General features: G+C 66.0%; 24 protein-coding genes. 4 read left to right on the top strand and 20 right to left on the bottom strand.

Annotated elements, in window-relative coordinates; genetic code table 11:
- Window positions 1-50: 50 nt before the first annotated feature.
- The 6 genes from ACUYV6_RS00995 to ACUYV6_RS00970 all read right to left on the bottom strand — a co-directional run bounded on the left by ACUYV6_RS00995 (window position 51) and on the right by ACUYV6_RS00970 (window position 7570).
- Window positions 51-1595, bottom strand: a complete 1545-nt coding sequence (locus tag ACUYV6_RS00995) for an ABC transporter substrate-binding protein (RefSeq protein WP_449276782.1) — start codon at window positions 1593-1595, stop codon at window positions 51-53.
- Between the two features lie 189 nt (window positions 1596-1784).
- Complete coding sequence (locus ACUYV6_RS00990) at window positions 1785-2813, bottom strand: YncE family protein (protein ID WP_449276781.1); 1029 nt, start codon at window positions 2811-2813, stop codon at window positions 1785-1787.
- Between the two features lie 111 nt (window positions 2814-2924).
- Window positions 2925-4382 carry an oxamate carbamoyltransferase subunit AllG family protein gene (locus tag ACUYV6_RS00985; protein WP_449276780.1) on the bottom strand — a complete coding sequence of 486 codons (1458 nt, stop codon included), beginning with the start codon at window positions 4380-4382 and terminating at the stop codon, window positions 2925-2927.
- Entirely contained in the window at window positions 4379-5935 is a 1557-nt protein-coding gene (gene fdrA, locus ACUYV6_RS00980) for an acyl-CoA synthetase FdrA (RefSeq protein ID WP_449276779.1), read from the bottom strand. The genes ACUYV6_RS00985 and fdrA overlap by 4 nt, the downstream gene beginning before the upstream one ends.
- A complete protein-coding gene (locus ACUYV6_RS00975; protein WP_449276778.1) occupies window positions 5932-6588 on the bottom strand; it encodes an ankyrin repeat domain-containing protein in 657 nt (218 codons plus the stop codon). The genes fdrA and ACUYV6_RS00975 overlap by 4 nt, the downstream gene beginning before the upstream one ends.
- A 49-nt stretch (window positions 6589-6637) precedes the next feature.
- Window positions 6638-7570 (bottom strand): carbamate kinase, encoded by a 933-nt coding sequence (locus ACUYV6_RS00970; RefSeq protein ID WP_449276777.1) that lies wholly within the window; start codon window positions 7568-7570, stop codon window positions 6638-6640.
- A gap of 107 nt (window positions 7571-7677) precedes the next feature.
- Between ACUYV6_RS00970 and ACUYV6_RS00965 the strand changes: the two genes are divergently transcribed.
- Complete coding sequence (locus ACUYV6_RS00965) at window positions 7678-8742, top strand: oxamate carbamoyltransferase subunit AllH family protein (protein ID WP_449276776.1); 1065 nt, start codon at window positions 7678-7680, stop codon at window positions 8740-8742.
- 10 nt (window positions 8743-8752) lie between these two features.
- Here the strand turns inward: ACUYV6_RS00965 and ACUYV6_RS00960 are convergent, their stop codons facing one another.
- From ACUYV6_RS00960 to ACUYV6_RS00945, 4 genes are all read right to left on the bottom strand, one after another.
- Window positions 8753-9466 carry a GntR family transcriptional regulator gene (locus tag ACUYV6_RS00960; protein ID WP_449276775.1) on the bottom strand — a complete coding sequence of 238 codons (714 nt, stop codon included), beginning with the start codon at window positions 9464-9466 and terminating at the stop codon, window positions 8753-8755.
- A 73-nt stretch (window positions 9467-9539) separates the two neighbouring features.
- Complete coding sequence (locus tag ACUYV6_RS00955; RefSeq protein ID WP_449276774.1) at window positions 9540-10604, bottom strand: inositol-3-phosphate synthase; 1065 nt, start codon at window positions 10602-10604, stop codon at window positions 9540-9542.
- Between the two features lie 125 nt (window positions 10605-10729).
- Window positions 10730-11677, bottom strand: coding sequence for a PIG-L family deacetylase (locus ACUYV6_RS00950; protein ID WP_449276773.1), 948 nt, complete (start codon window positions 11675-11677; stop codon window positions 10730-10732).
- A complete protein-coding gene (locus ACUYV6_RS00945) occupies window positions 11677-13164 on the bottom strand; it encodes a CCA tRNA nucleotidyltransferase (protein ID WP_449276772.1) in 1488 nt (495 codons plus the stop codon). Before ACUYV6_RS00945 ends, ACUYV6_RS00950 begins: the two co-directional genes overlap by 1 nt.
- Window positions 13165-13241: 77 nt before the next feature.
- Between ACUYV6_RS00945 and ACUYV6_RS00940 the strand changes: the two genes are divergently transcribed.
- The 3 genes from ACUYV6_RS00940 to trxA all read left to right on the top strand — a co-directional run bounded on the left by ACUYV6_RS00940 (window position 13242) and on the right by trxA (window position 16975).
- The gene (locus ACUYV6_RS00940) at window positions 13242-15599 is read left to right on the top strand and encodes a DUF6049 family protein (RefSeq protein WP_449276771.1); all 2358 of its coding nucleotides are present in this window, start codon (window positions 13242-13244) and stop codon (window positions 15597-15599) included.
- A gap of 85 nt (window positions 15600-15684) precedes the next feature.
- Window positions 15685-16611, top strand: a complete 927-nt coding sequence (trxB, locus tag ACUYV6_RS00935; RefSeq protein ID WP_449276770.1) for a thioredoxin-disulfide reductase — start codon at window positions 15685-15687, stop codon at window positions 16609-16611.
- A 40-nt stretch (window positions 16612-16651) separates the two neighbouring features.
- Window positions 16652-16975: a thioredoxin gene (gene trxA, locus ACUYV6_RS00930; RefSeq protein WP_449276769.1), complete on the top strand. Its 324-nt coding sequence runs from the start codon at window positions 16652-16654 to the stop codon at window positions 16973-16975.
- 60 nt (window positions 16976-17035) lie between these two features.
- On the opposite strand, the gene ACUYV6_RS00925 is transcribed toward trxA, so the two are convergent.
- The 10 genes from ACUYV6_RS00925 to rpmH form a co-directional block, all read right to left on the bottom strand.
- Window positions 17036-17491 carry an SRPBCC family protein gene (locus ACUYV6_RS00925; protein ID WP_449276768.1) on the bottom strand — a complete coding sequence of 152 codons (456 nt, stop codon included), beginning with the start codon at window positions 17489-17491 and terminating at the stop codon, window positions 17036-17038.
- The gene (locus ACUYV6_RS00920; protein ID WP_449276767.1) at window positions 17488-17970 is read right to left on the bottom strand and encodes a hypothetical protein; all 483 of its coding nucleotides are present in this window, start codon (window positions 17968-17970) and stop codon (window positions 17488-17490) included. Before ACUYV6_RS00920 ends, ACUYV6_RS00925 begins: the two co-directional genes overlap by 4 nt.
- A gap of 10 nt (window positions 17971-17980) precedes the next feature.
- Window positions 17981-19072, bottom strand: a complete 1092-nt coding sequence (locus ACUYV6_RS00915) for a ParB/RepB/Spo0J family partition protein (RefSeq protein WP_449276766.1) — start codon at window positions 19070-19072, stop codon at window positions 17981-17983.
- Window positions 19073-19074: 2 nt separating this feature from the next.
- Window positions 19075-19986 carry a ParA family protein gene (locus ACUYV6_RS00910; RefSeq protein WP_449276765.1) on the bottom strand — a complete coding sequence of 304 codons (912 nt, stop codon included), beginning with the start codon at window positions 19984-19986 and terminating at the stop codon, window positions 19075-19077.
- A gap of 68 nt (window positions 19987-20054) precedes the next feature.
- On the bottom strand, window positions 20055-20693 hold the full coding sequence (rsmG, locus tag ACUYV6_RS00905; RefSeq protein ID WP_449276764.1) for a 16S rRNA (guanine(527)-N(7))-methyltransferase RsmG: 639 nt from the start codon (window positions 20691-20693) through the stop codon (window positions 20055-20057).
- Between the two features lie 135 nt (window positions 20694-20828).
- The gene (locus ACUYV6_RS00900) at window positions 20829-21332 is read right to left on the bottom strand and encodes a Jag family protein (RefSeq protein WP_449276763.1); all 504 of its coding nucleotides are present in this window, start codon (window positions 21330-21332) and stop codon (window positions 20829-20831) included.
- Between the two features lie 4 nt (window positions 21333-21336).
- Window positions 21337-22305, bottom strand: a complete 969-nt coding sequence (gene yidC, locus ACUYV6_RS00895) for a membrane protein insertase YidC (RefSeq protein ID WP_449276762.1) — start codon at window positions 22303-22305, stop codon at window positions 21337-21339.
- Window positions 22306-22307: 2 nt separating this feature from the next.
- Window positions 22308-22616 carry a membrane protein insertion efficiency factor YidD gene (yidD, locus tag ACUYV6_RS00890; protein WP_449276761.1) on the bottom strand — a complete coding sequence of 103 codons (309 nt, stop codon included), beginning with the start codon at window positions 22614-22616 and terminating at the stop codon, window positions 22308-22310.
- The gene (rnpA, locus tag ACUYV6_RS00885) at window positions 22613-22972 is read right to left on the bottom strand and encodes a ribonuclease P protein component (protein WP_449276760.1); all 360 of its coding nucleotides are present in this window, start codon (window positions 22970-22972) and stop codon (window positions 22613-22615) included. Before rnpA ends, yidD begins: the two co-directional genes overlap by 4 nt.
- Window positions 22973-22987: 15 nt before the next feature.
- Complete coding sequence (gene rpmH, locus ACUYV6_RS00880) at window positions 22988-23125, bottom strand: 50S ribosomal protein L34 (protein WP_010155609.1); 138 nt, start codon at window positions 23123-23125, stop codon at window positions 22988-22990.
- Between the last annotated feature and the right edge of the window lie 125 nt (window positions 23126-23250).

Below are 23250 nucleotides of genomic sequence, written 5' to 3'. Positions count from 1 at the left end.
GGAGCGCGCGACGCCGGGCGGAACCGCTTCGCGCGGTCCCGCCCGGGCTGTCACTCGCTGCGACCGATATCGTACGCCCGGTAGATACCGTCGACCGGCGGCGTCCAAGAGAGACCATTCGCCGATGCGTAGGCGTTGGTGATCTCCCAGAGAGGCACGTTCGGGACGATCTCCGCATTGCGCTCCCAGATGCGCTCGAAGACCTCCTGACGACCTTCCTCGTCAGCTGCCTGCTGCTCGAGGTACAGTTCCGCCATCTCGGCGTCGCGGGCGTAGTCCTCGGGACCGCCAGCCAGGAGCTGGCTGACGACGACGTCGCCGTCCATGCTCGAGGGCGACCAGAAGTTCAGGTAGATCCCGGTGATCTGATGATTGGCCACGGCGAGGCTCTGACTCTCCTGCTCAGCGCCGACGAGCTTGATGTTGAGACCGACGTCCTGTAGTTGACCCGCGATGGCCTGAGCAACCTCGGGATCGGTCGGATCGCCACCGCTGCTCGCGTACTGGAAGGTGATCTCCTCGCCGTCGTACCCGGAACGCTCGATGAGATCGCGAGCAGCATCGGTGTCGTGCTCGGGTACCGGGAAGCCGTCGACGTAGCCCGTCACACCTTCCGCGAGGAGCTGACCGGTCGGTTCTCCGAAACCGCCGAGGAGCTGATCGATGATCTGCTGACGATCAATCGCGAGCGGGATCGCCTTGCGCAGGTCCGCGTCTTCAAGCGGACCCGCCGTCGTGTTGATGCCGAGAAGCGCGACCTTGTTCGACTTCGCCTCGATCACCTCGGCGGTGCCGGAGCCCTCGATGACCGGGACCTGGCTCGCCGGGATCAGCGCGGCGTCGAGGGTGCCCGACTCCACGCCGGTGGTACGGGCGTCCGCTGCTCCGACGAAGGAGAAGGTCACCTCGTCGAGTTTGCCGGGCTCGCCCCAGTAGTCCTCGAAGCGCTCGACCTGGTAGTCGACTCCGTGGTTCCACGCGACGAAGCTGTACGGACCGGTGCCCACCGGATCATCGGCGAAGCCCTCGAGCTTGGCCTCGTAGTCCTCTTCCGAGACGATGCCGATCGTCGCCACCTGGCTGAGCCAGGCGCTGAACGGGTTCTTCAGGGTGAAGCGCACGGTGTGGTCGTCGACGGCCTCGACCTTGTCGACCATCGCAATCGCGACGCGGTTGGTGGAGGTCTCGCTCGCGAGGATCTTCTCGTAGGTGTAGACGATGTCCGACACTTCGAGATCGGTGCCGTCGTGGAACTTCACGCCGTCGCGGATCGTGAATTCCCAGACGTCGAGCGTGTCGTTCGAGGTCCAGGATTCCGCGAGACCGGGCTCGACAGAGCCGTCGGACGTGATGCGGGTGAGCCCGTCGAAGACCGCGTAGTACATGTTCCAGGCGGTGAGCTGGCGCATCATGATCGGGTCGATATTGCCGGGCTCGGCGGGCATCGCGAGCGTGGCGGCGCCGCCTGTCGCGGCTTCGCCGCCGTCGCCGCTCTGAGCGGCGGAGCCCATGCACCCTGTGAGCAGCGCTGCGCCCAGGGTGAAGGCAGCTCCGACGCCGAGGAGGCGCCTGAACTGTCGTGTGGTGGTGGACATCGGAGAGTTCCTCTCGATTGACGCGCGACCGTTGCGCGTGGATGAGTTGTAGCAGTGGGGAATTCGTGGAGTCATTTTGGTATACCAAAATGTGAATCCGATTTTGGTATACCGAATCCGCAAAGTCAAGACACGGCCGGGTTGCGATTTGATCACAGCGCCGAAAAGGGTCGCGCGATCCGCTCGCGACTACTCCGCGGCGATGAGCACACCCATCTGGGGCAGCTTCGGTACCGCGATCTCGGATCGCTCGAGGGACTCCAGGTCAACGATGGTAATGCCGTCCCAGGGGCCCCTGCTCGTCGATCCTCCGGTCAAGACGGCTTTCGGTCGTCCGTCCGGAGCATCGAGCCACTCGATCACGTTCTCGTGGCCCTTCTCGAGCTCGACCAATGTCTCCTCTCCCGAGGCGAGATCGCGTATGGTCAGACTCGGCCCCCTGGTCGCGCCCCCGATCGCGCCGACCCCCACGACGAGCAGTCGCCCGTCGTGGGTCAAACCGGTGCCGTGCTGATGCGTGTCGCCCGTCATCGGCTCCGTCGTGTACTCCCGCGTGATCGGGTTGTAGGTCACGAGTCCCTTGCCCTGGTAGGGGAGGAACAGGAGTCCGTTCTCGGCGACAGCGGCATAGTGGGGCTTGAAGTGCGACATGAGTCCGCCCTCCGTGCCGAACGGCGCGATCTCGGTTCGGGTCACATCGTGCCCCGGCACGCTGATCGTGTGCAAGGTGAACGAGTCGTGGTCGATCGTGTAGACCTCGTGCCCCGAAGGAGAGATCTGCACGTCGAAGGGGCGCTGCCCGACCTCGAAGGAGTCCGTGAACGCCCGATTCACGGTATCGAAGCGCTCGACGACGGAATCGAGGCCGTCGCGGTGCACCCCGACGTACACGGCGGAACCGTCGGGGACGACCACAACACCGGTGCCTCCCGACCGGTACTCGCCGTAGTCGATCGACTCCGGCTGAGCCAGATAGGGCACGAGAGCCACCCTCTCGCGGGAGTCGAGGTCGAGCACCGCGAGGCCCTCTGCCGTGCTCACGTATCCTCGGCGCGAGGGCTCGTGCACAGCGATGGCCCACGGCGCCGCCCCGACGATGGTCTCCTGGACCACTGCGTCCTCGTTCCGCGCGAGGTCTACGAACGCCACTCGATCGCTGTGGCTCTCGGTCACGATGAACAGATTTCCCTTCCCGGTTCCCGGGATGCTTCGAATCATGTTGCAGTTCCTCTCTCGGGGCGCACTCCGCGTCACTGCGCGAGCCGTCGCCGCCATTCTAGTTTTGGTATACCATAGCCTCTTGCGGGCCTATTCGGTCCGGGCGAGTGATCAGGTGGACGATGATCCACCGGAGAGGCGTTCGGCGAGCGCCACCACCGCCGAGTGGAATGCCTCGATCGGGGGATGGGTGATCCCCGCCCCGATCATTCCGATGCCTGCCTCGCGGTGCGCGATCGCGGTATTGATGACGGGCAGGACCCCACTGGCCGCGACACTGCGCACATCGATGCCGGTCGGCAGTCCCACGAAGTCGAGCAGGGGGATCGTCACGTTCGGATTTCGGCCGACGGTGATGCCTCCCATGCGGTGCGTCACCTCGATCGCGTCCTCTGCCGTGCCGCCGACGAGCGCGGTGATCGCGGGCGCTGCCGACATCGCAAAGCCCCCGAAGCCGTACGTCTCCGTGATCGCGCTGTCTCCGATGTCGAGCCCCGCATCCTCCGGCTTGTATCCGGCGAACATCGGGCCGACGACCCGCTGCGCCGCGCCGACGAACCACCCTTCCTCCTCCAGCCCGCTGACACGGACGCCGTGCTCGACGCCGTTACGGGCCATCGTGACGACGACGCTCGAACCGGGGATGCCGTGCGCGGCGTCGAGCGCGGCTTTCGCCGTCGCCATCCAGGTGGGGCCGGAGAAGTAATCGGAACTTGCGATGAACTCCAGCACCTCGACCTTCTTATCGGCATCGAAGTCGGCCTGCACGATGCCGGGGGCGAGCGCCTGAGCGAGCAGTGCGGTTCCCGCGACGTTCCGGTTGTGGCATTCGTCACCCATGTGCAGCGCCTGAGCGAGCATCAGCCGTAGGTCGATTGGCCCCACGGCGGCGATCGCCTGCTGCAGAACCGGTCCGAGAGTATCCCGCATCCACACGAGACGGTCGATTACAGCGTGGTCGTTCGCCCCCATGCGCAGCACCTTCGCCAGCTGCTCGCTGAGGTTCGTATAGGCGCGGTTGCCGTGGGTCGCGTTCTCGACTACGTGCACGAACATCGAGGCCGACGTCACTCCCGCCATGGAGCCAACTGCCTGATGCTCGTGGCACGGAGCGAAGTCGATCGCTCCCGAGGCGGCGAGTCGCGCCGCCTCCTCGACATCCGCGGCGAGGCCCTCGAAGACCAGGGCCCCTGTGACGGCTCCGCGCATGGGGCCGGACATCCGCTGGAACTCGATCGGAGGGCCGGCGTGCAGGATGGTAGTGGGGGTCATTCCGGGAATGACGTCGATCGCGCGCTCGAAACCGATGAGCATGGGCTGCGCGGAGACGATGCGGTCGATCGCCTGCTGGTTGGCCGCGTCGATGAGCGCGATGTTCTCGGGTCGCTCGAGAACCTCGAGGGCCGCGATGACCGCGGGATCGCCCCCGCCGGGCGGCGACCAGTCGACCGGGACGACCCGGGCTCCCTGAGCCGCGAGATCCTCGACGAACATCTCGAGACCGACATTCACGACGCGCGGTGTTCCCGCGAAGAGGTCTGAGATCGGAACGGACTGCTCTGCGTTCATCGGGGATCCTCCTTGACGACGAATTCACGGGCGAGCAGGCCGGTGTTCGTGCTGCTGCTCGCAATGGTCACCCCGGCCTCCTCGAGGGCGGCCACCTGCTGGGACAGGCCGGGCCGGTCGAGATCGGTGCCGAGCACGTAGCCGAGCACCTCGAGGTGGCGCCCCTCGGCCGCCGCGATCTCCTGGGCCTCGCGGATCGCGGGGAGCGCGGCGCCGACGGGATCTTCATGCGCACCGAATCCCAGGATGAAGTCGAGTGCGATCACACCAACCTCGGGATCTCGCGCCTCCTGCACAATGCGGGCGGAGCGGAGCGTCGGGTCGATCATCGGGTGCGGTCTGCCGTCAGTGAACTCGTCGGCGCCGAAATCAATGAACGAGTGGCCACGACTGGTATCTCCCGGCCCGAGGCGCCGCTCCGGGTCGATCGCGATGTTCGACCAGATCTCGTCATGCATCTCGGCCACGGAGAGCATGACCTCGTCGCAGATGGTTCCCCCGCAGAACAGCCCCCGCACAAAGCGCTGCCCCTGCCCGAGCTTCTCCTTGACCTCAGCGATGAGGGGGCGGTTGAGGAGGTGGAGGTCGAGCTCCTCCTCCTTCGCCCCCGCGAGCAGTACCGCCTGCAGCGCCGCGGGCTTCGATCCGTTCGCGAACCGGCCGCCCGCGGAGGTCACCGCATCCTCGGACCCTCCCAGGAACCAGACCACCACCGGCTTGTCCGTCTTCTCGATCTCCGCGAGCACCCTGCGCTCGACCGCGGGTGCCGGGGGCTTGGAGACGAGCACGATCACCTCGGTGGCCGGATCCGCCGCGAGCGCCCGGATCCCATCGATCATCATGATGCCGCCGACCTCCTCCGAGAGGTCGCGGCCGCCGGTGCCGATGAGCTGCGAGACGCCGCCGCCGAAGTCATGGACGCGTACGCTCACCTCCTGGCTGCCCGTGCCTGAGGCCCCGACGATGCCGATGGTCCCCCGACGTACGGCGTTCCCGAAGCAGAGGGCCGTGCCGCCGATGATCGCCGTGCCGCAGTCCGGGCCCATCATCAGAAGGCCCCGCTCGTGAGCGAGCGACTTGAGGGCGACCTCCTGCTCAACCGGGACGTTGTCGCTGAACATCATGACGTGAAGCCCGGCCTCGAGCGCACGGCGAGCCTCGCGCACGGCGAATGCGCCGTTCACCGAGATGACCGCGAGGTTCGTATTGGGCTCCGCCTCGACGGCCGCCTCGATGGTGCGGGGCGCGACGGCGACCCCGTCTCGGCGCGCGGGCTGCTTACGCACGAGAAGCTCATCGATGCGCTGGAGGATCTCCTCAGAGTCGTCCGCGTCGGCCACGAGCTGGACCACGACCATGAGGTCGCCGGCACCGGCGTCGTCGAGTTCGGGCGCCAGCAGATCGAGTTCGCGGAGTACGGCCCGGTTCATCTCAGTGCCCATTGCCACGAACGCCTGCTCTACGCCTGCAAGCTCGTTCGCCCGAGTCGAGATCGCCATCAGCGACACCGAGTCGACGTAGGTGTTCCGCTTCACCGCGGCGCGGAGGTTCATGCTTTCTCCTTCCGTCCCTCGGCAAGGGCGCGGGCGATGAGATCCGCGATCTCATCGAAGCCCTTGCGGCGTGCGAGCTCCAGAGGGCTCGTGCCCCACTCGTCGCTCATGCGGGGGTCTGCGCCGTGCTCGAGCAGCAGACGGACGATCTCCTGCTGCACCCGGCCTCCGTCGCCGAGGATGATCGCCTCGATGAGCGCGGTCCACCCCACGGTGTTCGTCAAGTTGACGTTGACCGACGTGTTCGCGAGGAGGTAGCGAACGACCTCGAGATGGCCTTTTTCGGCGGCCGGGGTGAGTCCATTGCCGCCGAAACGGGTGAGGCGTTCGAGATCGACCCCCGCCTCCACCGTGAGCCGCACAAGCTCGAGGTCACCGCTGATACAGCCGAAGAGAAAGGGATTGAGACACGTCTCATCTTGCAGATCGATGTCAGCCCCCCGTTCGATGAGGAAGCGCACGGCCTCGTAGTGCCCGGCCTTCGCAGCGCGCAGTACCGCGGTTTCGCGCCTGCGGTTCGTCGCATTGATGGACGCACCGGCGTCGAGCGACGCACGCAGGCCGTCCAGGTCGCCCGCCGCGGCGGCGGCGGCGAGACAAGCCTCGACGGCTTCGCGCTCCTCAGGTGCCAGAGTGGTGGCGGCTTCGCCCATGTCGTGTTTCCTCCGTGGTGTCGATGGTTCGGGTCGTGGAGCCGACGGCTCAGACGGTTGCGTATTCGATGCCGCGGGCATCAGGGACGACCTCAGTGCCGACGGTGCCGGCGAGCAGGTCTTCGAGTCGGTCGAGCGGCCCGATGACCGCCCGCCCACCGGCGCGGGCGACTCGGATCGCTGCGTCGACCTTCGGTGCCATGGAGCCCTCCGCGAACTCGAGTTCTTCGAGCGCGTCGGGCGAGGCCCTGCGGATCGGTCGGGCATCGGGTTCGCCCCACCGCTCGACGACGAAATCACCGTCCGTGAGCATGACGAGCATGTCGGCCCTGAGCTCTGCGGCGAGCGCGGCGCTCGCAAGATCCTTGTCGACGACCGCTTGCATACCGACCTGGCGTCCACGGCCGTCGATCCGCACAGGAACCCCGCCGCCGCCGACACAGACGACGGGGATCCCGTCGGTCAGCAGCCGGCCGATGAGCGGCGCCTGTACGATCCGCTCTGGACTCGGCGAAGGGACGACCCTGCGGAAGAGCTCGCCGTCTCTGGCGATGGTCCAGCGATAGGTCGCGGCGGCCTGATCGGCGTCCTGGGCCGAGTACTGCGGACCGATGAGCTTGGTCGGGTGTTCGAAGGCCGGGTCGCTCTCATCGACCACCGTCGTGGTGAGGATCGCGGCGACTTCGCGATCGGCGCCGAGCGTATTCGACAGCTCCTGCTGCACGACATAGCCGATCATGCCCTGCGTTTCCGCCCCAAGGATGTCGAGGGGGTACGCCGCAACATCCTGGTAGGCAAGGTTCTGCAGCGCGAGAAGCCCGACTTGCGGGCCATTGCCATGCGTGATGACGACCTCGTTGTCGGCCACGAGCGATGCGAGCATCCGGCATGTCGAGCGCACGTTCTTCCGAAGCCGATCAGCTGTCATCGGCTCGCCCCTGCGAGCCAGAGCATTGCCGCCCAGAGCCACCACGATCCGCATTTCGGCCTCCTCGATTGGTCGCGACGCCGCACCGCTCGGGCACTGCGGGTGTCTAATGATGCGCGACTGCGAGCGCGCAACAGCGATGGTATACCATTCAACGGGAAATGGACCAGACCTTTTCCAAGGATCCGTTCGACGAGAGGTGGATCGCCATGGATAACCTCCTCGCGGTGCAGAGCTGGGACGAGTCGCGCCTCGCACCGCGGATGCGTGAGCCCATGACGACGCACTCCGTCTTCTCCCGCGTGGTCAATCTGCGCACTGACGACGGGGAGCTGTTCTCGCTCGTATCCGCCGAGCTCGACGACGCTCCTCGCACCCTACGGCTCGCACCGCAGCAGGTGATTCCAGCCCTCCGAACTGGAGAGCGGGTCCACCTGATCAAACCGGGTAGGAAGCCCGTGCCGGCTCCCGCAGGAGTGATCGGACCCGAGCTCCCGGGCTCCCTCGGAACCGAGTCTGGGCTTGATCTTGGACTCGACCTCCACGCGGCAGTTGCTTGGAGTCCGGAGGCGATTCCCATCGGAATGAGAGGCGTCGCGGCTCTGCACGGCCTGGCCGGTGCCCTCGACCGCCGACTGGCGGTCGAGGGCGTCCGAGGCGGGGTGCTCGGACCAGCGCCGCACGCCGGTCCTGTCGAGTCCGCGGTCGCCGCGCGCCTCTTACGCGCGACCAAGCTGCTCAGCTCTGCGATATCGAACAGGCGAGCCGTCGACGGCGCCGTACTGAGCCTGCTCGGCCTCGGCCCCGGCCTCACGCCCTCGGGAGACGACTACCTTGCTGGGCTCGCACTCGTCTCAGCTTCTCCCGGCAGCGGGCTCTCGGACGTCGCCAACGCCGTACTCCGGATCGTCGCGCATCATCGACAACGCACCACCGAGTTGAGCGCTGTCACGATCCGAGAGGCGGCCGAAGGGCGTGCTGCGCAATCGCTGTTGGACTTGCTCCATGCAGGACTGCCGGAGCCGCCCGCGCGCGGCGCAGTCGCACTCAGTACGGTAGACCTCGACGCACGCATTCACGCCCCACTGCTGCGGGTGCTTCGCATCGGGCACTCCTCGGGCAGCGATCTCGTCTCGGGGATCATCGCCGGCCTGCGCGCGGCCGCACGGAGGCGGGCCTGCGCGAACGAGCCGGCGTGCCCCTCGGAGCCCGCCGGCGCTCTCTAGCGCGATCCGGTCAGTCCTGCGCCTCGGATCGCCCGCGCAGACGTGCCTCGTTCGCAAGCCAAATTCGGCGACTCGTGCGCACGTGCTCGAGCGAGCGCTCGGCGGCCAGGTCAGCATCCCCGCTCCGGATCGCCTCGAGCAGGGCCCCGTGCTCGTCGTGCAGCACCTGGGGGTCATCGTTCTGCCGCAGAAGCCAATGCAGCCGCCCCTCAAGCGGTTCCATGATCGACGCAAGCAGAGAATTGTGAGCAATCGCAGTGAGCAGGTCGTGGAAATCCTGGTTGCACCGACCGACCGCCTGCGCGTCGTCGCGCTCCGCCGCGGCCTCGGACTCGGCAATCGCGCGCTCGAGCTGCTTGATCTCCTCCGCTGTGGCCCGCTCGGTGACTCGCCGCACCGCGAGTACCTCGAGTGCCTCTCGCACCTCGAACAACTCTTCAATGTCCTGCCGCGAGAGCGGCGTGACCACCATGCCCCGGTTCGGCGTCGCCGAGACGAAGCCCTCACCTCGCAAGATGTTCAGTGCATCGCGCACCGGGATCCTCGAGACACCCATCTCGGCGGCGAGAGTTCGCTCCACCAGCCGCTGGCCTGGGGCGAGTTCGCCCTGCAGAATACGTTCACGAAGCACCGAGGCGACCTGATGGTGGTGAGGTCGAGTACGGTCATCGCCCGCTGCGGAGCCCGCGGACTGTCCATCGTCGGAATGGAGACCCTGATTCATGAGAACTAAGAATAGCTCCGTTCTGAGCGACAGGGCTCACCGAGAAGAAACGCCGACGGGCGGCGACCGCAGATTACTCGGCCAGGAATGCCTCGAGCTCAGCGCGCGCCTGCTCGTCGGGCTTCTGCACGGGCGGCGACTTCATGAAGTAGGCCGATGCGGGCTCAACCGGGCCCGAGAGGTGCTTGTCGAGGGCCACCTTCGCGGAACGAATCGCATCGATCATGGTGCCTGCAGAGTTGGGGGAGTCCCAGACCTCGAGCTTGTACTCGAGGCTCATCGGCACATCGCCGAAGCCGCGACCCTCGAGGCGGACGAATGCGAACTTGCGATCCTCGAGCCACGGCACGTGGTCGCTCGGCCCGATGTGCACATCGTCTGCGGGCAGGTCGATGTCGATGTTCGAAGTGACCGCTTGCGTCTTCGAGATCTTCTTCGACTCCAGGCGCTCGCGCTCGAGCATGTTCTTGAAGTCCATGTTGCCGCCGACATTGAGCTGGTACGTGTGGTCGAGCGCGATACCGCGGCTCTCCATGAGGCGGGCGAGCACACGGTGCGTGATCGTTGCACCCACCTGGCTCTTGATGTCGTCGCCGACGATGGGCAGCCCGGCCTCGACGAACTTCGCAGCCCATTCGGGGTCGCTTGCGACGAACACCGGCACCGCGTTGACGAAGGCAACCCCCGCGTCGAGTGCGGCCTGCGCATAGAACTTGACGGCCTGCTCGCTGCCGACGGGCAGGTAGCAGGCGAGCACCTCAGCGCCCGAGTCGCGCAGCGCCTGTGCGACATCGACGGGCTCGGCCGTCGATTCCTCGCTCACGGCCTGGTAGTACGAACCGAAGCCGTCGAGCGTGGGGCCGCGCTGCACCTCGACACCGAGGTTCGGTACGTCGGAGAACTTGATGGTGTTGTTGTGACCGGCCCAGATAGCTTCGCCGAGATCTTTCCCGACCTTCGCCGCATCGACTTCGAATGCGGCGACGAACTCGAGATCGCTCACGTGGTAGCCGCCCAGTCGCACATGCATGAGGCCCGGAACCTGCGTGCTGTCGTCGGCGCCTCGATAGTATTCGACGCCCTGCACCAGCGAGCTCACGCAGTTTCCGATGCCCGCGAGGGCGACCTTGACACTCATCTGCAATACATTCCTTTGCATCTTTGCGTCGCGGTGCTTCCCGGAACGACGCGGAAAATCCTTCGGGCATGCGCCCCGACCTCGCAGTTTACCCCCTTGGGCGGGATGCGATGGCATCCTCCGCCTCAGCGACGGCGGAAGGACTCCACTCGGGCGATCGGTTCGCGCTGTCCGCCAACGTGCACAATGTCTGATCCATCGACCGCAACCTGTGTGCCGTGCATGCGGAGCGCGGCAACCTTACGGTCCATCCAAGCGGCGATGTCGTGCTGCTCGACCGGGCTCTGGTCGGGATCGGCCGTGCCGTCGACAGCGTCGCTGTCACTGACAGATACGTCGGGAGCAGTTCCATCGACATCGGACACGATCTCCCAGAACGGCAGCTCCAAGGCCTGGGCGACCGCTCGCGCAAGTCGATGCGCCAGCACATGGTCGGGGTGCCCGTAGCCGCCTCCGTCGTCGTAACTGACGATCGCTCCGGCGTGGGAGTCATGGGCGGCGGCGAGCACGTCGTTCAGAACCTCCACTGCTGGCACGCTGGTCAGCGCATCGGGACCGACCGTGCTCGCGGGTACGGCTCGGCGCGACCCGTGCCGCTCATATTCCTCATGCGGCACGGACTGCGACGCCAACCCCGGCTCGGTCGCCGGGTCAGCGCCCTCCGTCGACCAGACAGCGGCCGATGGCTGGCCCGCGTCGTCGGAGGCGTCGGGAGAAGCCGGCTCCCACTCCATGCCCGAATCTTCATATATCGTCGGCGGCAGCCCGGCGGCACGTGCCGGAGGGACCCCGAGAAAGACGTGACGCTCGACGCCCAGCATCGCGAGCGCGGCCGCGAGCTCCTGCTGCCGATGGGGTGCGAGCGCATCCGTACCCTGCAGGTGGCGGAACGGGCCGTCGTACACTTCACCCTGCTCGCCACGGGTGAGGGTCAAGAGCAGTGGCTCGAGCCCCGCCTCGGCGAGCGCGGCGAGCGTTCCGCCCGTGGCGATGGTCTCATCGTCGGGGTGCGCGTGCACGAACATCACGCGCGGCACGCCTCCGAACCAGGCTTTCGGATCCTGCTCCGACATCATCGCTCCTTCGTCTGTTCAGCGGTTCCGTCGCTCTGCGATGCGAACCACGCCCGTAGTCGCGCCTCGGCAGCATCTTCGCCGATGACTCCCTCATCGAGGCGCACCTCGAGCAGATACTTGTACGCACGGCCGACGAGCGGCCCGGGCGGGATGCCGAGCACCGCCATGATCCGTTCACCGTCGAGCTCCGGTCGCACTGCAGCCAGTTCTTCCGCCTCCGAAAGCGCCGCGATCCGATGCTCGATGTCGTCATACGCGTGCTCGAGCCGCTCCGCCTTGCGACGATTGCGGGTCGTCACATCGGCGCGCGTCAAGATATGCAGCTGCTCAAGCACATCGCCCGCATCCCGCACGTAACGGCGCACGGCTGAGTCAGTCCACTGCTGATCGCTGTACCCGAAGAAACGCAGGTGCAGCTCGATGAGCCGCGAGACCCGCCTGATCGTGTCGTTGTCGAACCTCAACGCCCGCAGTCGCTTACGAGCCTGCTTCGCGCCGACCACATCATGATGATGGAACGTCACGCCGCCCCGCTCGAAGCGTCGCGTGGCCGGTTTGCCGATGTCGTGCAACAGGGCCGCGATCCGGAGCACGATGTCGGGGGAGGAGGCGGCGTCGCCTCCCTGCCCGCGCGCCGCTTCCAGATCAATCGCCTGCTGCAGCACCGTGAGGCTGTGCTCGTACACGTCCTTGTGCCTGCCGTGCTCGTCCTGGGCCGCGATGAGCGCCGTGAACTCTGGCAGGAAGCGCTCGGCCAGGCCGGTCTCCACCAGCAGGCGGATACCCGGCACCGGATCGTCGGTCGCGATGAGCTTCACGAACTCGTCACGGATTCGCTCCGCGGAGATGATGTCGAGGCGTGGCGCGTACTCTGCCATCGCGGCACGCGTCTCGGCCGAGACTTCGAAACCGAGCTGCGCCGCGAAGCGCGCGGCACGCAGCATGCGCAGCGGATCGTCGGTGAACGACCGTTCGGCTGGCCCCGGTGTCGTGATGCGACCCGCGAGCAGGTCTTCCAATCCGCCGGTGCCTCCCGAGGACGAAGTGCCGACATCGACGAGGCGCAACTGCGGCAGCATGAGCGCGAGCGCATTGATGGTGAAGTCGCGGCGTTCGAGGTCGCCCTCGATGGTGTCACCGTAGGTGACGTCGGGCTTGCGCGAGTCGTCACGATAGACCTCTGCGCGGTACGTCGTGATCTCGACGGATTCGCCCTGCACGCGGGCGGCGATCGTTCCGAAGTCCCGGCCCACATCCCAGATGCTGTCGGTGAGGGTCTCGAGGATCGCGCGCGTCTGCTCGGGCCTGGCCGAGGTCGTGAAGTCGAGGTCCGCGACCGAGCGCCCCAGCAGCGCGTCGCGCACGGGGCCTCCGACCAGCGCGAACTCGTGCCCCGCTGCCGCAAATGCGGAGGCGAGGGTGGAGACGGTCGGTGACGCTGCGATGGCCTGCAGATCGGCCATGGACTCGGCGAGGGGTCGCATCCGTCCAGCGTACCGGCAGTGCAGGGGGTGCTGACGACGCGCAGGGACGGTACGGCCGCCGCCTCTACACTGGCGGTATGACCCGACCGGACCGCATCAGGCGCCCCCCGGCGGCACGGTGGGGCCGTCCGCTGCGGTTGTGTGCAACCGGTTTCCTCGCAATCGCGATCATCGGCGCAGCTGGTGCCGTATCGGTTGCGCCGGCTCCGTCCGAAGCCCTCGCGGCGCCCGTTCATGCGCAAGATCCTGTTCGTGCGCAAGATACGGATCCCGATCCCGCTACAGCTGTCGCAGATACTCCGCCGATCGAGATTGTGCTGGCACCGATGGAGCCAGTACTGCAGCCTGATACAGAAGAGTTCGAGTTCCGCGTCCTGATTCGCAATACAGGGGCGGATCCCGCCCCAGCCGGCGAGCTCCACCTCGAGCTCCGACCGCAGCCACTCGCTGATCCTGATGAGCTGACCAGCGGCTTCCCAGACGTCGGCACACCGGTCACCACCGCCGAAGTCCGTGAAACCGCACCGGACAGCACGCAGGAGATCTCGCTGCGCGTGCCCAGAGACGATCTCAAGCTGCAGTCGGGCCAAGCGGGCGTCTACCTCCTGCGTGCATCCCTCGAACCGGGGGAGGACGCGGCCGCACGCACCGCGAATCCATTCGCTCTCGCTCCGATCATCTGGGAGGGCGCCGGCACGGCAGATCCGGTGGCGCTGAGCACCATCGTGCCGCTCACGCTCCCGTCCGACGTGGCAAGCATGCCCACCCGCGAACAGATCGACGCATCCACCCAGCGTCTGATGTCGATGATCGACTCTGCCGAGTCCCTCGGGTCGACACTCGCGATCGATCCGCGCATCATCTCGGGTATCCGCGCGTACGGCACCGCGGCTTCCGCAGATGCGCAAGAGCTCCTGGACCGCCTGACCCGCACCTCCGCTCCCGTGTTCCTGCTCCAGTTCGCGGATGCGGATCCTGCGGCGCAAGCGGCACTCGGACTCGACGAGCTCCTCACACCGCTGAACTTCGACTTCGTGACCAACCATGGAGAGTTCTCGGCGCAAGGGACGGAGCAGGGCTCGGAGCAGGGTGCAGAACAGGGATCGGGTGAGCACTCTGGGCAGAGCACCGAGACACCCGAGCCGTCAAGCGGTATCGGCCCGACAGAAGGCAGCAGTGAGGCCGAGACTCCCGGCCATCCGGTACCGCCCGAAGACTCAGACGCGGACACGGACTCCGATACCGTCCCCTCGCTCAGCGAGCTGCTCAACTGGCCGGAAGAGACGCCGACGGCCTGGCCGGTGGCGGGATCCACTGACCGCCAGACGCTCGATCTCCTGAAGCGCAACGGAATCGACTCCGTGATCGTCGATTCGGGGAACGTGACGCGAACGGGTGGGCCACGCGTCCAGCTGCGCAGCGGCCAAGAAGAGATCGCATCGGGGGTCGTGGTCGATCGCGACCTCCGACTGCAGGCCGAACGCGCTCTCGTCGGCGAGCACGAGATCGATCGCGCATCCGGTGTCGGCTCGATCGCGGCAGAATTGGTGCTCGCGGCACAGGATGGATCGCCCGGACTCGTGCTCGCGCTCGATCGGGGCGCGACGACGCTGCCCGATCTGCCGAGCGACGCCTCGTCGAACCTGCTTGAGACAATCGCGGAACTCGATTGGGTCGATCCGGTGCCGATCGCTGAGCAGCGGGCCGGCGACGCGTCCCTGCGTTCGGCCAGTGCCTCGGCGGGCGGAGGTTCCACCGACGATGCCGCCGCGACCGAGGCCGCCGAGCAGCGGCTGGAGCAGTTGCGCGCAGCACTCGATCGCGAGCCCGATGTGCAGGCGATGAGCCCACTGCTCGAACAGCCGAACGAACTCGTCGGCTACCAGCGGGCACGCTTGATGCAGCTGTTCGCAACTCGCTACGCGGGCCCGAACGGGAGATTCTCGGCTGTCGCCGATCGGTATGCGGCGCGCGATTCCGAACTGCTGGAAGGGGTGCGCGTCACCCGTGCCGAGAGCACGCACCTGGTCGGCACCTCCACACGCGTCCCGGTGCAGGTGCACAACTCGCTTCCGTTCGACGCACTCGTGACGGGCGAGATCACCCCGTCGTCGGCCGCGCTCAGTGTCGAGGAGCGCTCGATCGAGCCGACATTGATTCCCGCCGATGGCAATCAGCACATCCTTGTTCCGGTGCTCGCTCGTGTGTCGTCGGGCGAATCCGGGCTCGTCGTCACGCTGCGAGACACCGTCGAAGGGCGGGAGTTTGACAGCAGCACGATCCCGATCTCGATCAGCAGCAGCATCGAAACGATCGCCCTCGGCACGCTCGTCGGGCTCACGACCGCGCTGCTCGGCTTCGGAGTCTGGCGCAGCGTGCGCAGGCGGCGCGCGGATCGTCGAGGCGCACCCGCCGTCTCACGGATCGGGGAATAGCGCGCACCTAGGATGGGTTGTATCCCATCGGAGTCGTACGGTGCGCCCGCATCGCGGCTCACATCGTGCGTCTGCAAGGAGCCCCATGCACCAGATCATCATCATCGGATCCGGCCCCGCCGGTTTCACCGCCGCGATCTACGCTGCGCGGGCCGGGCTCGAACCGTTGCTCTTCGCGAGCCAGGTGTCGCCCGGTGGCGAACTGATGAACACCACCGACGTCGAGAACTTCCCCGGCTTTCCTGAAGGGATCCAGGGCCCCGAGCTGATGGAGAAGATGCAGGCCCAGGCCGAGCGCTTCGGCACGAAGGTGACCTACGACGACGTGACCGACGTCGATCTCGCGGGCGACACCAAGCGTGTCACCACGAGTGACGGCACAGTCCACGAGGCTCGCGCGCTGATCTTCGCGACCGGATCGGCCTACCGAAAGCTCGGTATCGCCGATGAGGATCGCCTCAGTGGTCACGGCGTCTCCTGGTGCGCGACCTGCGACGGCTTCTTCTTCCGCGAGAAGACGATCGCCGTGATCGGCGGCGGCGACTCTGCAATGGAAGAGGCGACCTTCCTCACCCGCTTCGCCTCGAAGGTGTATGTCATTCACCGCCGCGACGAGCTGCGGGCCTCGAAGATCATGCAGCAGCGCGCCTTCGACAACGAGAAGATCGAGTTCATCTGGAACTCCGAGGTGGCCGCGATCCACGGTGCCGACGAGCTCACCGGCATCACCCTGCGCAGCACCGTCGACGGGGCACAGAGCGAGCTCCCGCTCGACGGGCTCTTCGTCGCGGTCGGCAACGATCCTCGCACCCATTTGGTGCATGGCAAGCTCGACCTGACCACCGACGGCGTCATCGCTGTCGACGGTCGCAGTTCGAAGACCTCGGTCGCCGGCGTGTTCGCAGCGGGCGATGTCATCGATCCCACCTACCGCCAGGCCGTCACCGCAGCCGCATCCGGCACCGTTGCAGCGCTCGACGCCGAACACTACCTCGCGGCTCTCGACGGCTGATCCGAACCGCATCCGCAAGCGACCCACCCAGGAGGAACCCATGTCCGCAACCATCAATGTCACCGAGAGCACCTTCGAAACCGAAGTACTGCAGAGCGAAGTGCCCGTACTCGTGGATTTCTGGGCAGCCTGGTGCGGTCCCTGCCGGGCCGTCGCCCCTGTGCTCGAGCAGATCGCGGATGAGCAGGACGGCAAGCTGCGCATCGTCAAGGTGAACGTCGACGAGAACCCCGCGCTGGCTCAGCAGTACCGCATCACCTCGATCCCGGCGATGAAGGTCTTCAAGGGCGGCGAAGAGGTCCGAGAGATTATCGGTGCCATGCCCAAGCCCATGATCGAGGAACACCTCAACGGCATCATCTGACGCCGACCACGGCAACTGATGTGACAGGGGCGGAGCCGAAGAGGCCCGCCCCTGTGCGTCTCATTCGGTCTCGACGAGTGCGGCCAGACGATCGATCGACGCGCGCAGTGCTTCGGCGGTGTTCTTCCGGGCGCGCTCGATGCGCCGCTCGTCGCGCAGTTCGCTCCAGTCAAACGTGTGGCGCACGAGGGTGCTGCCATCGTCGCGCGGGTCGAGCTCCCACCGCCACAGATGGCCTGGCTGGGGCTCTCCGACTTCGGAGGGGCGCCAAGCAATGCGTCGCCCCTCCTCGAACTCGACGACGTGATTCTCACGCACGAAGTCGTTCGTGGTGATCGTCATCAGGAATACGTCGCCGACCGCGTGCACCCGCTGACCGGGTGCCGCTTCGGCGAGGTTGTTGTTGCCGTCCCAGCGCGGCTGCTGGGCAGGGTCGGCGATCAGGTCGAATATCGAAGCCGCATCGGCCGCGATGCTGCGTTCTGCGATGACTATCCGGGATGCTTCTGCGCTCATGGAATCGAATCTACCCGCATGAGCAGCAGCACGGCCGCCGGCAGCACTCCCACCGCGAAGAGCAGGGGAGTGAACAGCAGGCCCCGCTGGTAGAGATCTGGCATCGCCCAGGTCATGACGAGTGCGAGGCAGAGCGACACGGCGACGCCGAGCAGCCCGACAAGCATCGCTCGCACCGGGGCCGATGCGCCGCTCGACCCTTCCGGTCGCGCATCGGGGCGCTCGTGCGATGAGGTGCCGCGATGCGCGGAAGCGACTCGCAGCAGCCGTATCGCGGCGGTCAGTACCAGCAGAGCACCCAGGACGTCGCGAATCACCGATGGCGCCATCAGCGCGCCACCTCCGGACGAGATCACCCAGCTCATCAGCCAGATGAGCAGGTTTCCCGCACACGCGACACTGACGACGATGACGCCCAGCAGAGCGGCAGCGAACGTGGCGCCGCCCGTGCGCGGTTCAGTTCGTCCTATCCCGGTCATCGGCGGGAACTCAGTTGAAGCCCTCGTCTCCGAGCTCGGAGAGAATGCGCTTCAGGTCTCCGATCGTCGCGAAGTCGATGACGATCTGGCCCTTCTTCGCACCGAGCTTCACCGCTACCCGAGTGTCGAACCGATCTCCGAGCCGCTCGGCGATCTCGCCGAGCTGTGCCTGTACTCCGCCGGCACGCGGTTTCGGGGGCTTGCGCTTCGGCGCAGCGGTAGCCACGGCCTCAGCGGCGCGCACCGACAAGCCCTCGTTCACGACCTTGTCAGCCAGTTGCTGCATGGCATCCGCGTCGCCGTCGAGGGAGAGGATCGCCCGGGCGTGACCGGCCGACAGCACACCGGCTGCGACACGTGCCTGCACCGGCTCGGGCAGGCGGAGCAAGCGGATCGTGTTGGAGATCTGGGGACGCGAACGTCCGATGCGCTCCGCGAGCTGCTCCTGCGTGATGCCGAAGTCGGAGAGGAGCTGCTGATATGCTGACGCTTCTTCAAGCGGGTTCAGCTGTGCGCGGTGCAGGTTCTCGAGCAGGGCGTCACGCAGCATGTGTTCGTCAGCGGTGCTGCGGATGATCGCCGGGATCGTGTCGAGGCCGGCACGCTTCGAAGCGCGCAGTCGGCGCTCACCCATGATCAGCTCATAGCGAGGCTCGCCGGCTTCCGGGGTCGGGTCGACCTCTCGCACGACGATCGGCTGGAAGACGCCGAATTCACGGACGCTGTGCGTCAGCTCCTCGAGCGCTTCTTCGTCGAACTCCTGACGCGGCTGCAACCGGTTCGGCGCGATCTCAGCGACCGGAAGACGCGTCAGCGTTGCGCCGGGCACCTCACGCAGGTTTGCATCGGCGGCGCGCTCGTCGGCGGCGCGCTCGCTCGACCCGGTACCCGAGCGCGCCTCGTGTCCCGCAGCTACAGCGGCGGCCGCGGCTGCGGCCGCCGCGGAGGTCGTCTTGGGCTTCGACGTGGCGCGGCCCGTCGGTTTCGCCTCTTCACCGTTCGCCGGGAAGAAGACATCGACAGGTCGCTTCTCGCCCTCCGTCGCCTGGGGAATCAGGGCGCCGATGCCTCGGCCGAGTCCACTGCGTTTCTTGGCAGCCATCTCTAGTCTCCTTCACTCGGGGCGGGTGCGTCTTCAACTTGTGGGTCGCGCTCCGCGAGTTCGGCCGCGGCTTCCAGATACGCGAGCGCGCCGATCGATCCCGAATCATACGCGTGCACCGTCTGCCCATAACTCGGTGCTTCGGAAACTCGTACGGAGCGAGGAATCACGGCCTGCAGCACCTGGGTGGGGAAGTGGGCTCGCACTTCTTCGGCGACTTCGTTGGCAAGATTCGTGCGACCGTCGTACATGGTGAGCAGGATCGTCGACACGACCAGATCAGGGTTCAGGTGCGTCTGAATCAGCTCGATATTGCCGAGCAACTGGCTGAGTCCCTCGAGTGCGTAGTATTCGCACTGGATCGGGATGAGCACTTCGCGCGCTGCGACGAACGCGTTCACCGTGAGCAGGCCGAGCGATGGCGGACAGTCGATGAAGACGTAGTGGAACGTACGATCGGACTCTGCGAGGAAGCGTTCGAGCGCAGTGCGCAGACGCTGTTCACGCGCGACGAGCGAGACCAGTTCGATCTCAGCCCCGGCCAGGTGAATCGTCGACGGGACGCAGAACAGGCTGTCGTGATCGGTCGTGGGCTGGAGTGCGTCTTCGATCGAGGCATTGCCGAGCAGCACGTCGTAGATGCTGGTGACCTCCGGGCGATGCGCGACGCCGAGCGCGGTCGATGCGTTGCCCTGGGGGTCGAGGTCGATGACGAGCACATTCGCGCCGCGCCGCGCGAGGGCCGCGGCCAGATTGACCGTCGTCGTGGTCTTCCCGACGCCGCCCTTCTGGTTCGAGACGGTGAACACTCGGGTCTCAACCGGCAGACTCGACGTCGTCTGCTCCAGCACCCGACGACGACGCACCTTGTCAGCCAGGTGGTCGCCCACCAGGGTTCTCGCGGCGTTGGTCATGGGCTCCTCGGCTTGTTGACTGGGTGAAAAGTCGCGCGGCAGGATCGCGCACCGTTCTACTCTACGGCTTAGGCGCGGACCCGCGCTCTGAACACCCGGGTCGTCTCTGCGAGCTGTCCCGCGCCGAGTTCGTCAACCGTGACACCGGTCACACGATGCTTGCGCAATACCTTCTCCGCTGCGGTGATCTCGTTCTCAACCGCCGCTCCCTTCAGGAACAGCATGTCCCCGCCGTCCCGCACCAGCGGCGCGGTCAGCGGGATGAGCTTGCGCAGCGCAGTGACCGCGCGCGCGGTGATCTGATCGACCTCGAAAGCTCCGTGGTACTCCTCAGCTCGGCCGCGCTTCACGATCACGTTCTCAAGCCCCAGCCGTTCGATCTGCTCGTTCAACCACGCACAGCGTCGTTCCATGGGTTCGATGAGCTCGAAGCGTGCGTCGGGGCGGACGATCGCGAGAACGAGACCCGGCATACCCCCGCCCGTCCCGATATCGGCAACGCGTGCATCGGCGGAGATCAGGGGAGCCAGCACGGCGGAATTCAGTACGTGCCGCGTCCAGATGCGGGGTGCCTCGAGTGGGCCGATCAGCCCGAGCTCCTCGCCGCGCTCAGCGAGATCGCGGGTGAACTCACGGAGCACCTCGATGCGATCTCCGGCGATCTCCGGCGCGGAGGCCGGCTCCACCTCGACGCGTTCGTCGCTCATGCTCATTCCTCCTGCTCGCCGACGCGTGTGTTGATGACGCCCGAGACTGTCCTCGCTCCAGGACGCATAGTTACGCCTGCGCTCGAACTCGTCGTTTCACGTGAAACACCGTGTGTGGGCGGCGTGGATCGTGCATCAGCCCTCGCTGATCACCAGGCGACGGTCGCGACCCTCGCCGCGAGACTCCGAATGATACCCGCGCTCCGCAACCTCATCGTGCACCAGCTTCCGCTCGTACGACGACATCGGTTCCAGCACCACCTCGAGTCGCCCGGCGGCGATCTGTGCAATCGCCGCATCGACCATCCCGCTCAGCTCGACGGCACGTGCGTCACGTGATCCCCCGATATCGACGATCAGACGCGAGAAGGAAGCCGTCTTCGCTTGCACGGCGAGGCGTGTGAGATCTTGCACGGCCTGCACCGTTGCCGGTGCGGCCAAACGATCGAGATCCTCACCCCCGCCATTGACGGACACGTAAGCGCGTCCCTTGGCCACATCGATGTCGATATCGCCGTCAAGGTCGGCGATATCGAGCAGGCCCTCGATGTAATCGGCGGCGAGGTCTCCCTCTCGCTCAAGCTCTTCCAGGCTGGGGGAGTCCCCGGTGGGTGCGTTCGCTGCTGCTTCGGTGCTCACGATCTCACTTCTTCTTCTTCTTGGCCCGCTTCGCGCTGACTGGCTGCGAGCGCTGTCCCTGCTTGGTCTTCGCGCGCTCTTCAGCCGCGACTTCCTCGTCGGTCAGCTTACCCTTGGCCCGCAGACGCGCCTGACGAGCCCGCCAGGCATCGCTGCCCGGAGTCGGCATGCTCTGAATGACGATGTACTGCTGGCCCATGGTCCAGAGGTTCGAGCTGAACCAGTAGATGTTGAGGGCGAGGGGGAACGCCACACCCGAGAAGAGGAAGGCGAACGGAATGATGTACAGCATGATCTTCTGCTGCCGGTACATCGGTGAGGCCTTGGTCTCGTCGGAGACGTTCTTCGACATGATCTGCAGCTGAGTGAAGAACTGCGAGCTGATCATGAGCACGACGATCGCACCGAGCAAGGTGACGACGATCCAGTTGTTCGATTCCCATCCCTGGGTGAAGGTCATCTTCAGGGGCGCCCCGAAGATTGATGCCGCGTTGAAGCTATCGGTGAGGTACTGATCCATCATGCCGATGCCGGCCTGTCCCCGGCCTGAGCCACCGCTACCCATGGCACCCGAAGCGTTCCGCAGCACGTAGAAGAGCGAGAAGAAGATCGGCATCTGGATCAGGATCGGCAGGCACGAGGCGAACGGATTGGTCCCGTGCTTCTTGTAGAGCGCCATCGTCTCGCGACTCATCGCCTCACGCGAGAACTGGTCGTTCTTGCCCTTGTACTTCGCCTGGATCTTCTTCATCTCGGGCGCAAGGTCCATCATGCGGCGCTGAGACTTGATCTGCTTCACCGTGACCGGGATCAACGCCGAGCGCACGACGATCACCAGACCGAGGATGGAGAGCACCCAGGTCACTCCACTGTCGGCATCCATCCCGAGAGAGGTGAAAAGCCAGTGCCAGGCCCACAGGATGAGCTCGACAAGCCAGCGCAGGGGCCAGAGTATCGTTTCGATGAATTCCATCATCAGGCCTTCCGGTCGATGGGGCGGACGAAGCCGCGGGAGTTGGTCTGAAAGCGGGGAGATCGCGGTGCCGGCACGTCATCGATGCCGCCGCGACTCCACGGATTGCAACGGAGAAGCCGCCAGATGGTGAGAACCAGACCGAACAGGAAACCGCGTTGCTGATACGACTCCAGAGAATACCTGGAGCAGGATGGGTAGTACCTGCACACCTCGCCGTAGAGGGGTGAGATCAGGCGCCGATAGATCTGCATGACCGCGATCGCGACGTTGCGCGGCAGCAACCAAAGATCAAGCAGCAGACGGGTCATGAAGAGCCTTCGCTCCGGTGCTGGCGAGCAATTCTCGCTAAGGATCGATCCACCTCGGACTCGAGTTGCGGGAACGACGCCGATGCGATCGCGGGGAGCGCGCGGAACACGATGTCGATGCCCTCGAGTCCAGCTGCGATGTGACGTTCGGTGATCGTTTTCAGGCGTCGACGCACGAGATTCCTCGTAACGGCGTTGCCAACCGCCTTCGAGACGATGAAGCCCACGCGTGCTGGTTCCCCTGAAAGACGGAACACCGCGTGGGTGATGCAGTACGCACCTCCCACACGGTGTCCCCGCCGCACAATTCGGCGATAGTCGTCACCCCTCGTGACTCGATGCTGCTTGGCAGGCACGCGGGGCCAGAAGACTTAGGCGGTGAGCTTCGAGCGGCCCTTACCTCGGCGAGCGGCCACGATGGCACGACCGGCACGAGTGCGCATGCGGGCGCGGAAGCCGTGCACCTTGGCGCGACGGCGGTTGTTGGGCTGGAAAGTACGCTTGCTCATGACTGTCTCCGTGACTTATGGGAAAAGCTCCCTGGCACTCGCGGTGACAGGGAAGTCGAATTCGGGCACGCCAGCACGCGGCTGACGCCCATACAAGATAACAACCTTACGCGCAAAGGCCCCGC

Source organism: Leucobacter sp. GX24907, from assembly GCF_053567335.1.
This window is presented reverse-complemented; position numbering and strand designations above follow the sequence as displayed.

What these genes read in the sequence shown, in the direction of transcription:
- rsmG (WP_449276764.1), bottom strand. Translation starts at nt 20,693, where the DNA reads ATGAGCGACGAACGCGTCGAGGTGGAGCCGGCCTCCGCGCCGGAGATC.
- fdrA (WP_449276779.1), bottom strand. Translation starts at nt 5,935, where the DNA reads ATGAACCTCCGCGCCGCGGTGAAGCGGAACACCTACGTCGACTCGGTG.
- ACUYV6_RS00960 (WP_449276775.1), bottom strand. Translation starts at nt 9,466, where the DNA reads ATGAATCAGGGTCTCCATTCCGACGATGGACAGTCCGCGGGCTCCGCA.
- ACUYV6_RS00910 (WP_449276765.1), bottom strand. Translation starts at nt 19,986, where the DNA reads ATGACCAACGCCGCGAGAACCCTGGTGGGCGACCACCTGGCTGACAAG.
- ACUYV6_RS00945 (WP_449276772.1), bottom strand. Translation starts at nt 13,164, where the DNA reads ATGCGACCCCTCGCCGAGTCCATGGCCGATCTGCAGGCCATCGCAGCG.
- ACUYV6_RS00940 (WP_449276771.1), top strand. Translation starts at nt 13,242, where the DNA reads ATGACCCGACCGGACCGCATCAGGCGCCCCCCGGCGGCACGGTGGGGC.
- ACUYV6_RS00915 (WP_449276766.1), bottom strand. Translation starts at nt 19,072, where the DNA reads ATGGCTGCCAAGAAACGCAGTGGACTCGGCCGAGGCATCGGCGCCCTG.
- yidD (WP_449276761.1), bottom strand. Translation starts at nt 22,616, where the DNA reads ATGACCCGTCTGCTGCTTGATCTTTGGTTGCTGCCGCGCAACGTCGCG.
- ACUYV6_RS00970 (WP_449276777.1), bottom strand. Translation starts at nt 7,570, where the DNA reads ATGCGGATCGTGGTGGCTCTGGGCGGCAATGCTCTGGCTCGCAGGGGC.
- ACUYV6_RS00975 (WP_449276778.1), bottom strand. Translation starts at nt 6,588, where the DNA reads ATGGGCGAAGCCGCCACCACTCTGGCACCTGAGGAGCGCGAAGCCGTC.
- ACUYV6_RS00965 (WP_449276776.1), top strand. Translation starts at nt 7,678, where the DNA reads ATGGACCAGACCTTTTCCAAGGATCCGTTCGACGAGAGGTGGATCGCC.
- ACUYV6_RS00985 (WP_449276780.1), bottom strand. Translation starts at nt 4,382, where the DNA reads ATGAACGCAGAGCAGTCCGTTCCGATCTCAGACCTCTTCGCGGGAACA.
- ACUYV6_RS00920 (WP_449276767.1), bottom strand. Translation starts at nt 17,970, where the DNA reads ATGACCGGGATAGGACGAACTGAACCGCGCACGGGCGGCGCCACGTTC.
- rpmH (WP_010155609.1), bottom strand. Translation starts at nt 23,125, where the DNA reads ATGAGCAAGCGTACTTTCCAGCCCAACAACCGCCGTCGCGCCAAGGTG.
- ACUYV6_RS00995 (WP_449276782.1), bottom strand. Translation starts at nt 1,595, where the DNA reads ATGTCCACCACCACACGACAGTTCAGGCGCCTCCTCGGCGTCGGAGCT.
- ACUYV6_RS00990 (WP_449276781.1), bottom strand. Translation starts at nt 2,813, where the DNA reads ATGATTCGAAGCATCCCGGGAACCGGGAAGGGAAATCTGTTCATCGTG.
- ACUYV6_RS00950 (WP_449276773.1), bottom strand. Translation starts at nt 11,677, where the DNA reads ATGTCGGAGCAGGATCCGAAAGCCTGGTTCGGAGGCGTGCCGCGCGTG.
- ACUYV6_RS00925 (WP_449276768.1), bottom strand. Translation starts at nt 17,491, where the DNA reads ATGAGCGCAGAAGCATCCCGGATAGTCATCGCAGAACGCAGCATCGCG.
- trxB (WP_449276770.1), top strand. Translation starts at nt 15,685, where the DNA reads ATGCACCAGATCATCATCATCGGATCCGGCCCCGCCGGTTTCACCGCC.
- trxA (WP_449276769.1), top strand. Translation starts at nt 16,652, where the DNA reads ATGTCCGCAACCATCAATGTCACCGAGAGCACCTTCGAAACCGAAGTA.
- yidC (WP_449276762.1), bottom strand. Translation starts at nt 22,305, where the DNA reads ATGGAATTCATCGAAACGATACTCTGGCCCCTGCGCTGGCTTGTCGAG.
- ACUYV6_RS00955 (WP_449276774.1), bottom strand. Translation starts at nt 10,604, where the DNA reads ATGAGTGTCAAGGTCGCCCTCGCGGGCATCGGAAACTGCGTGAGCTCG.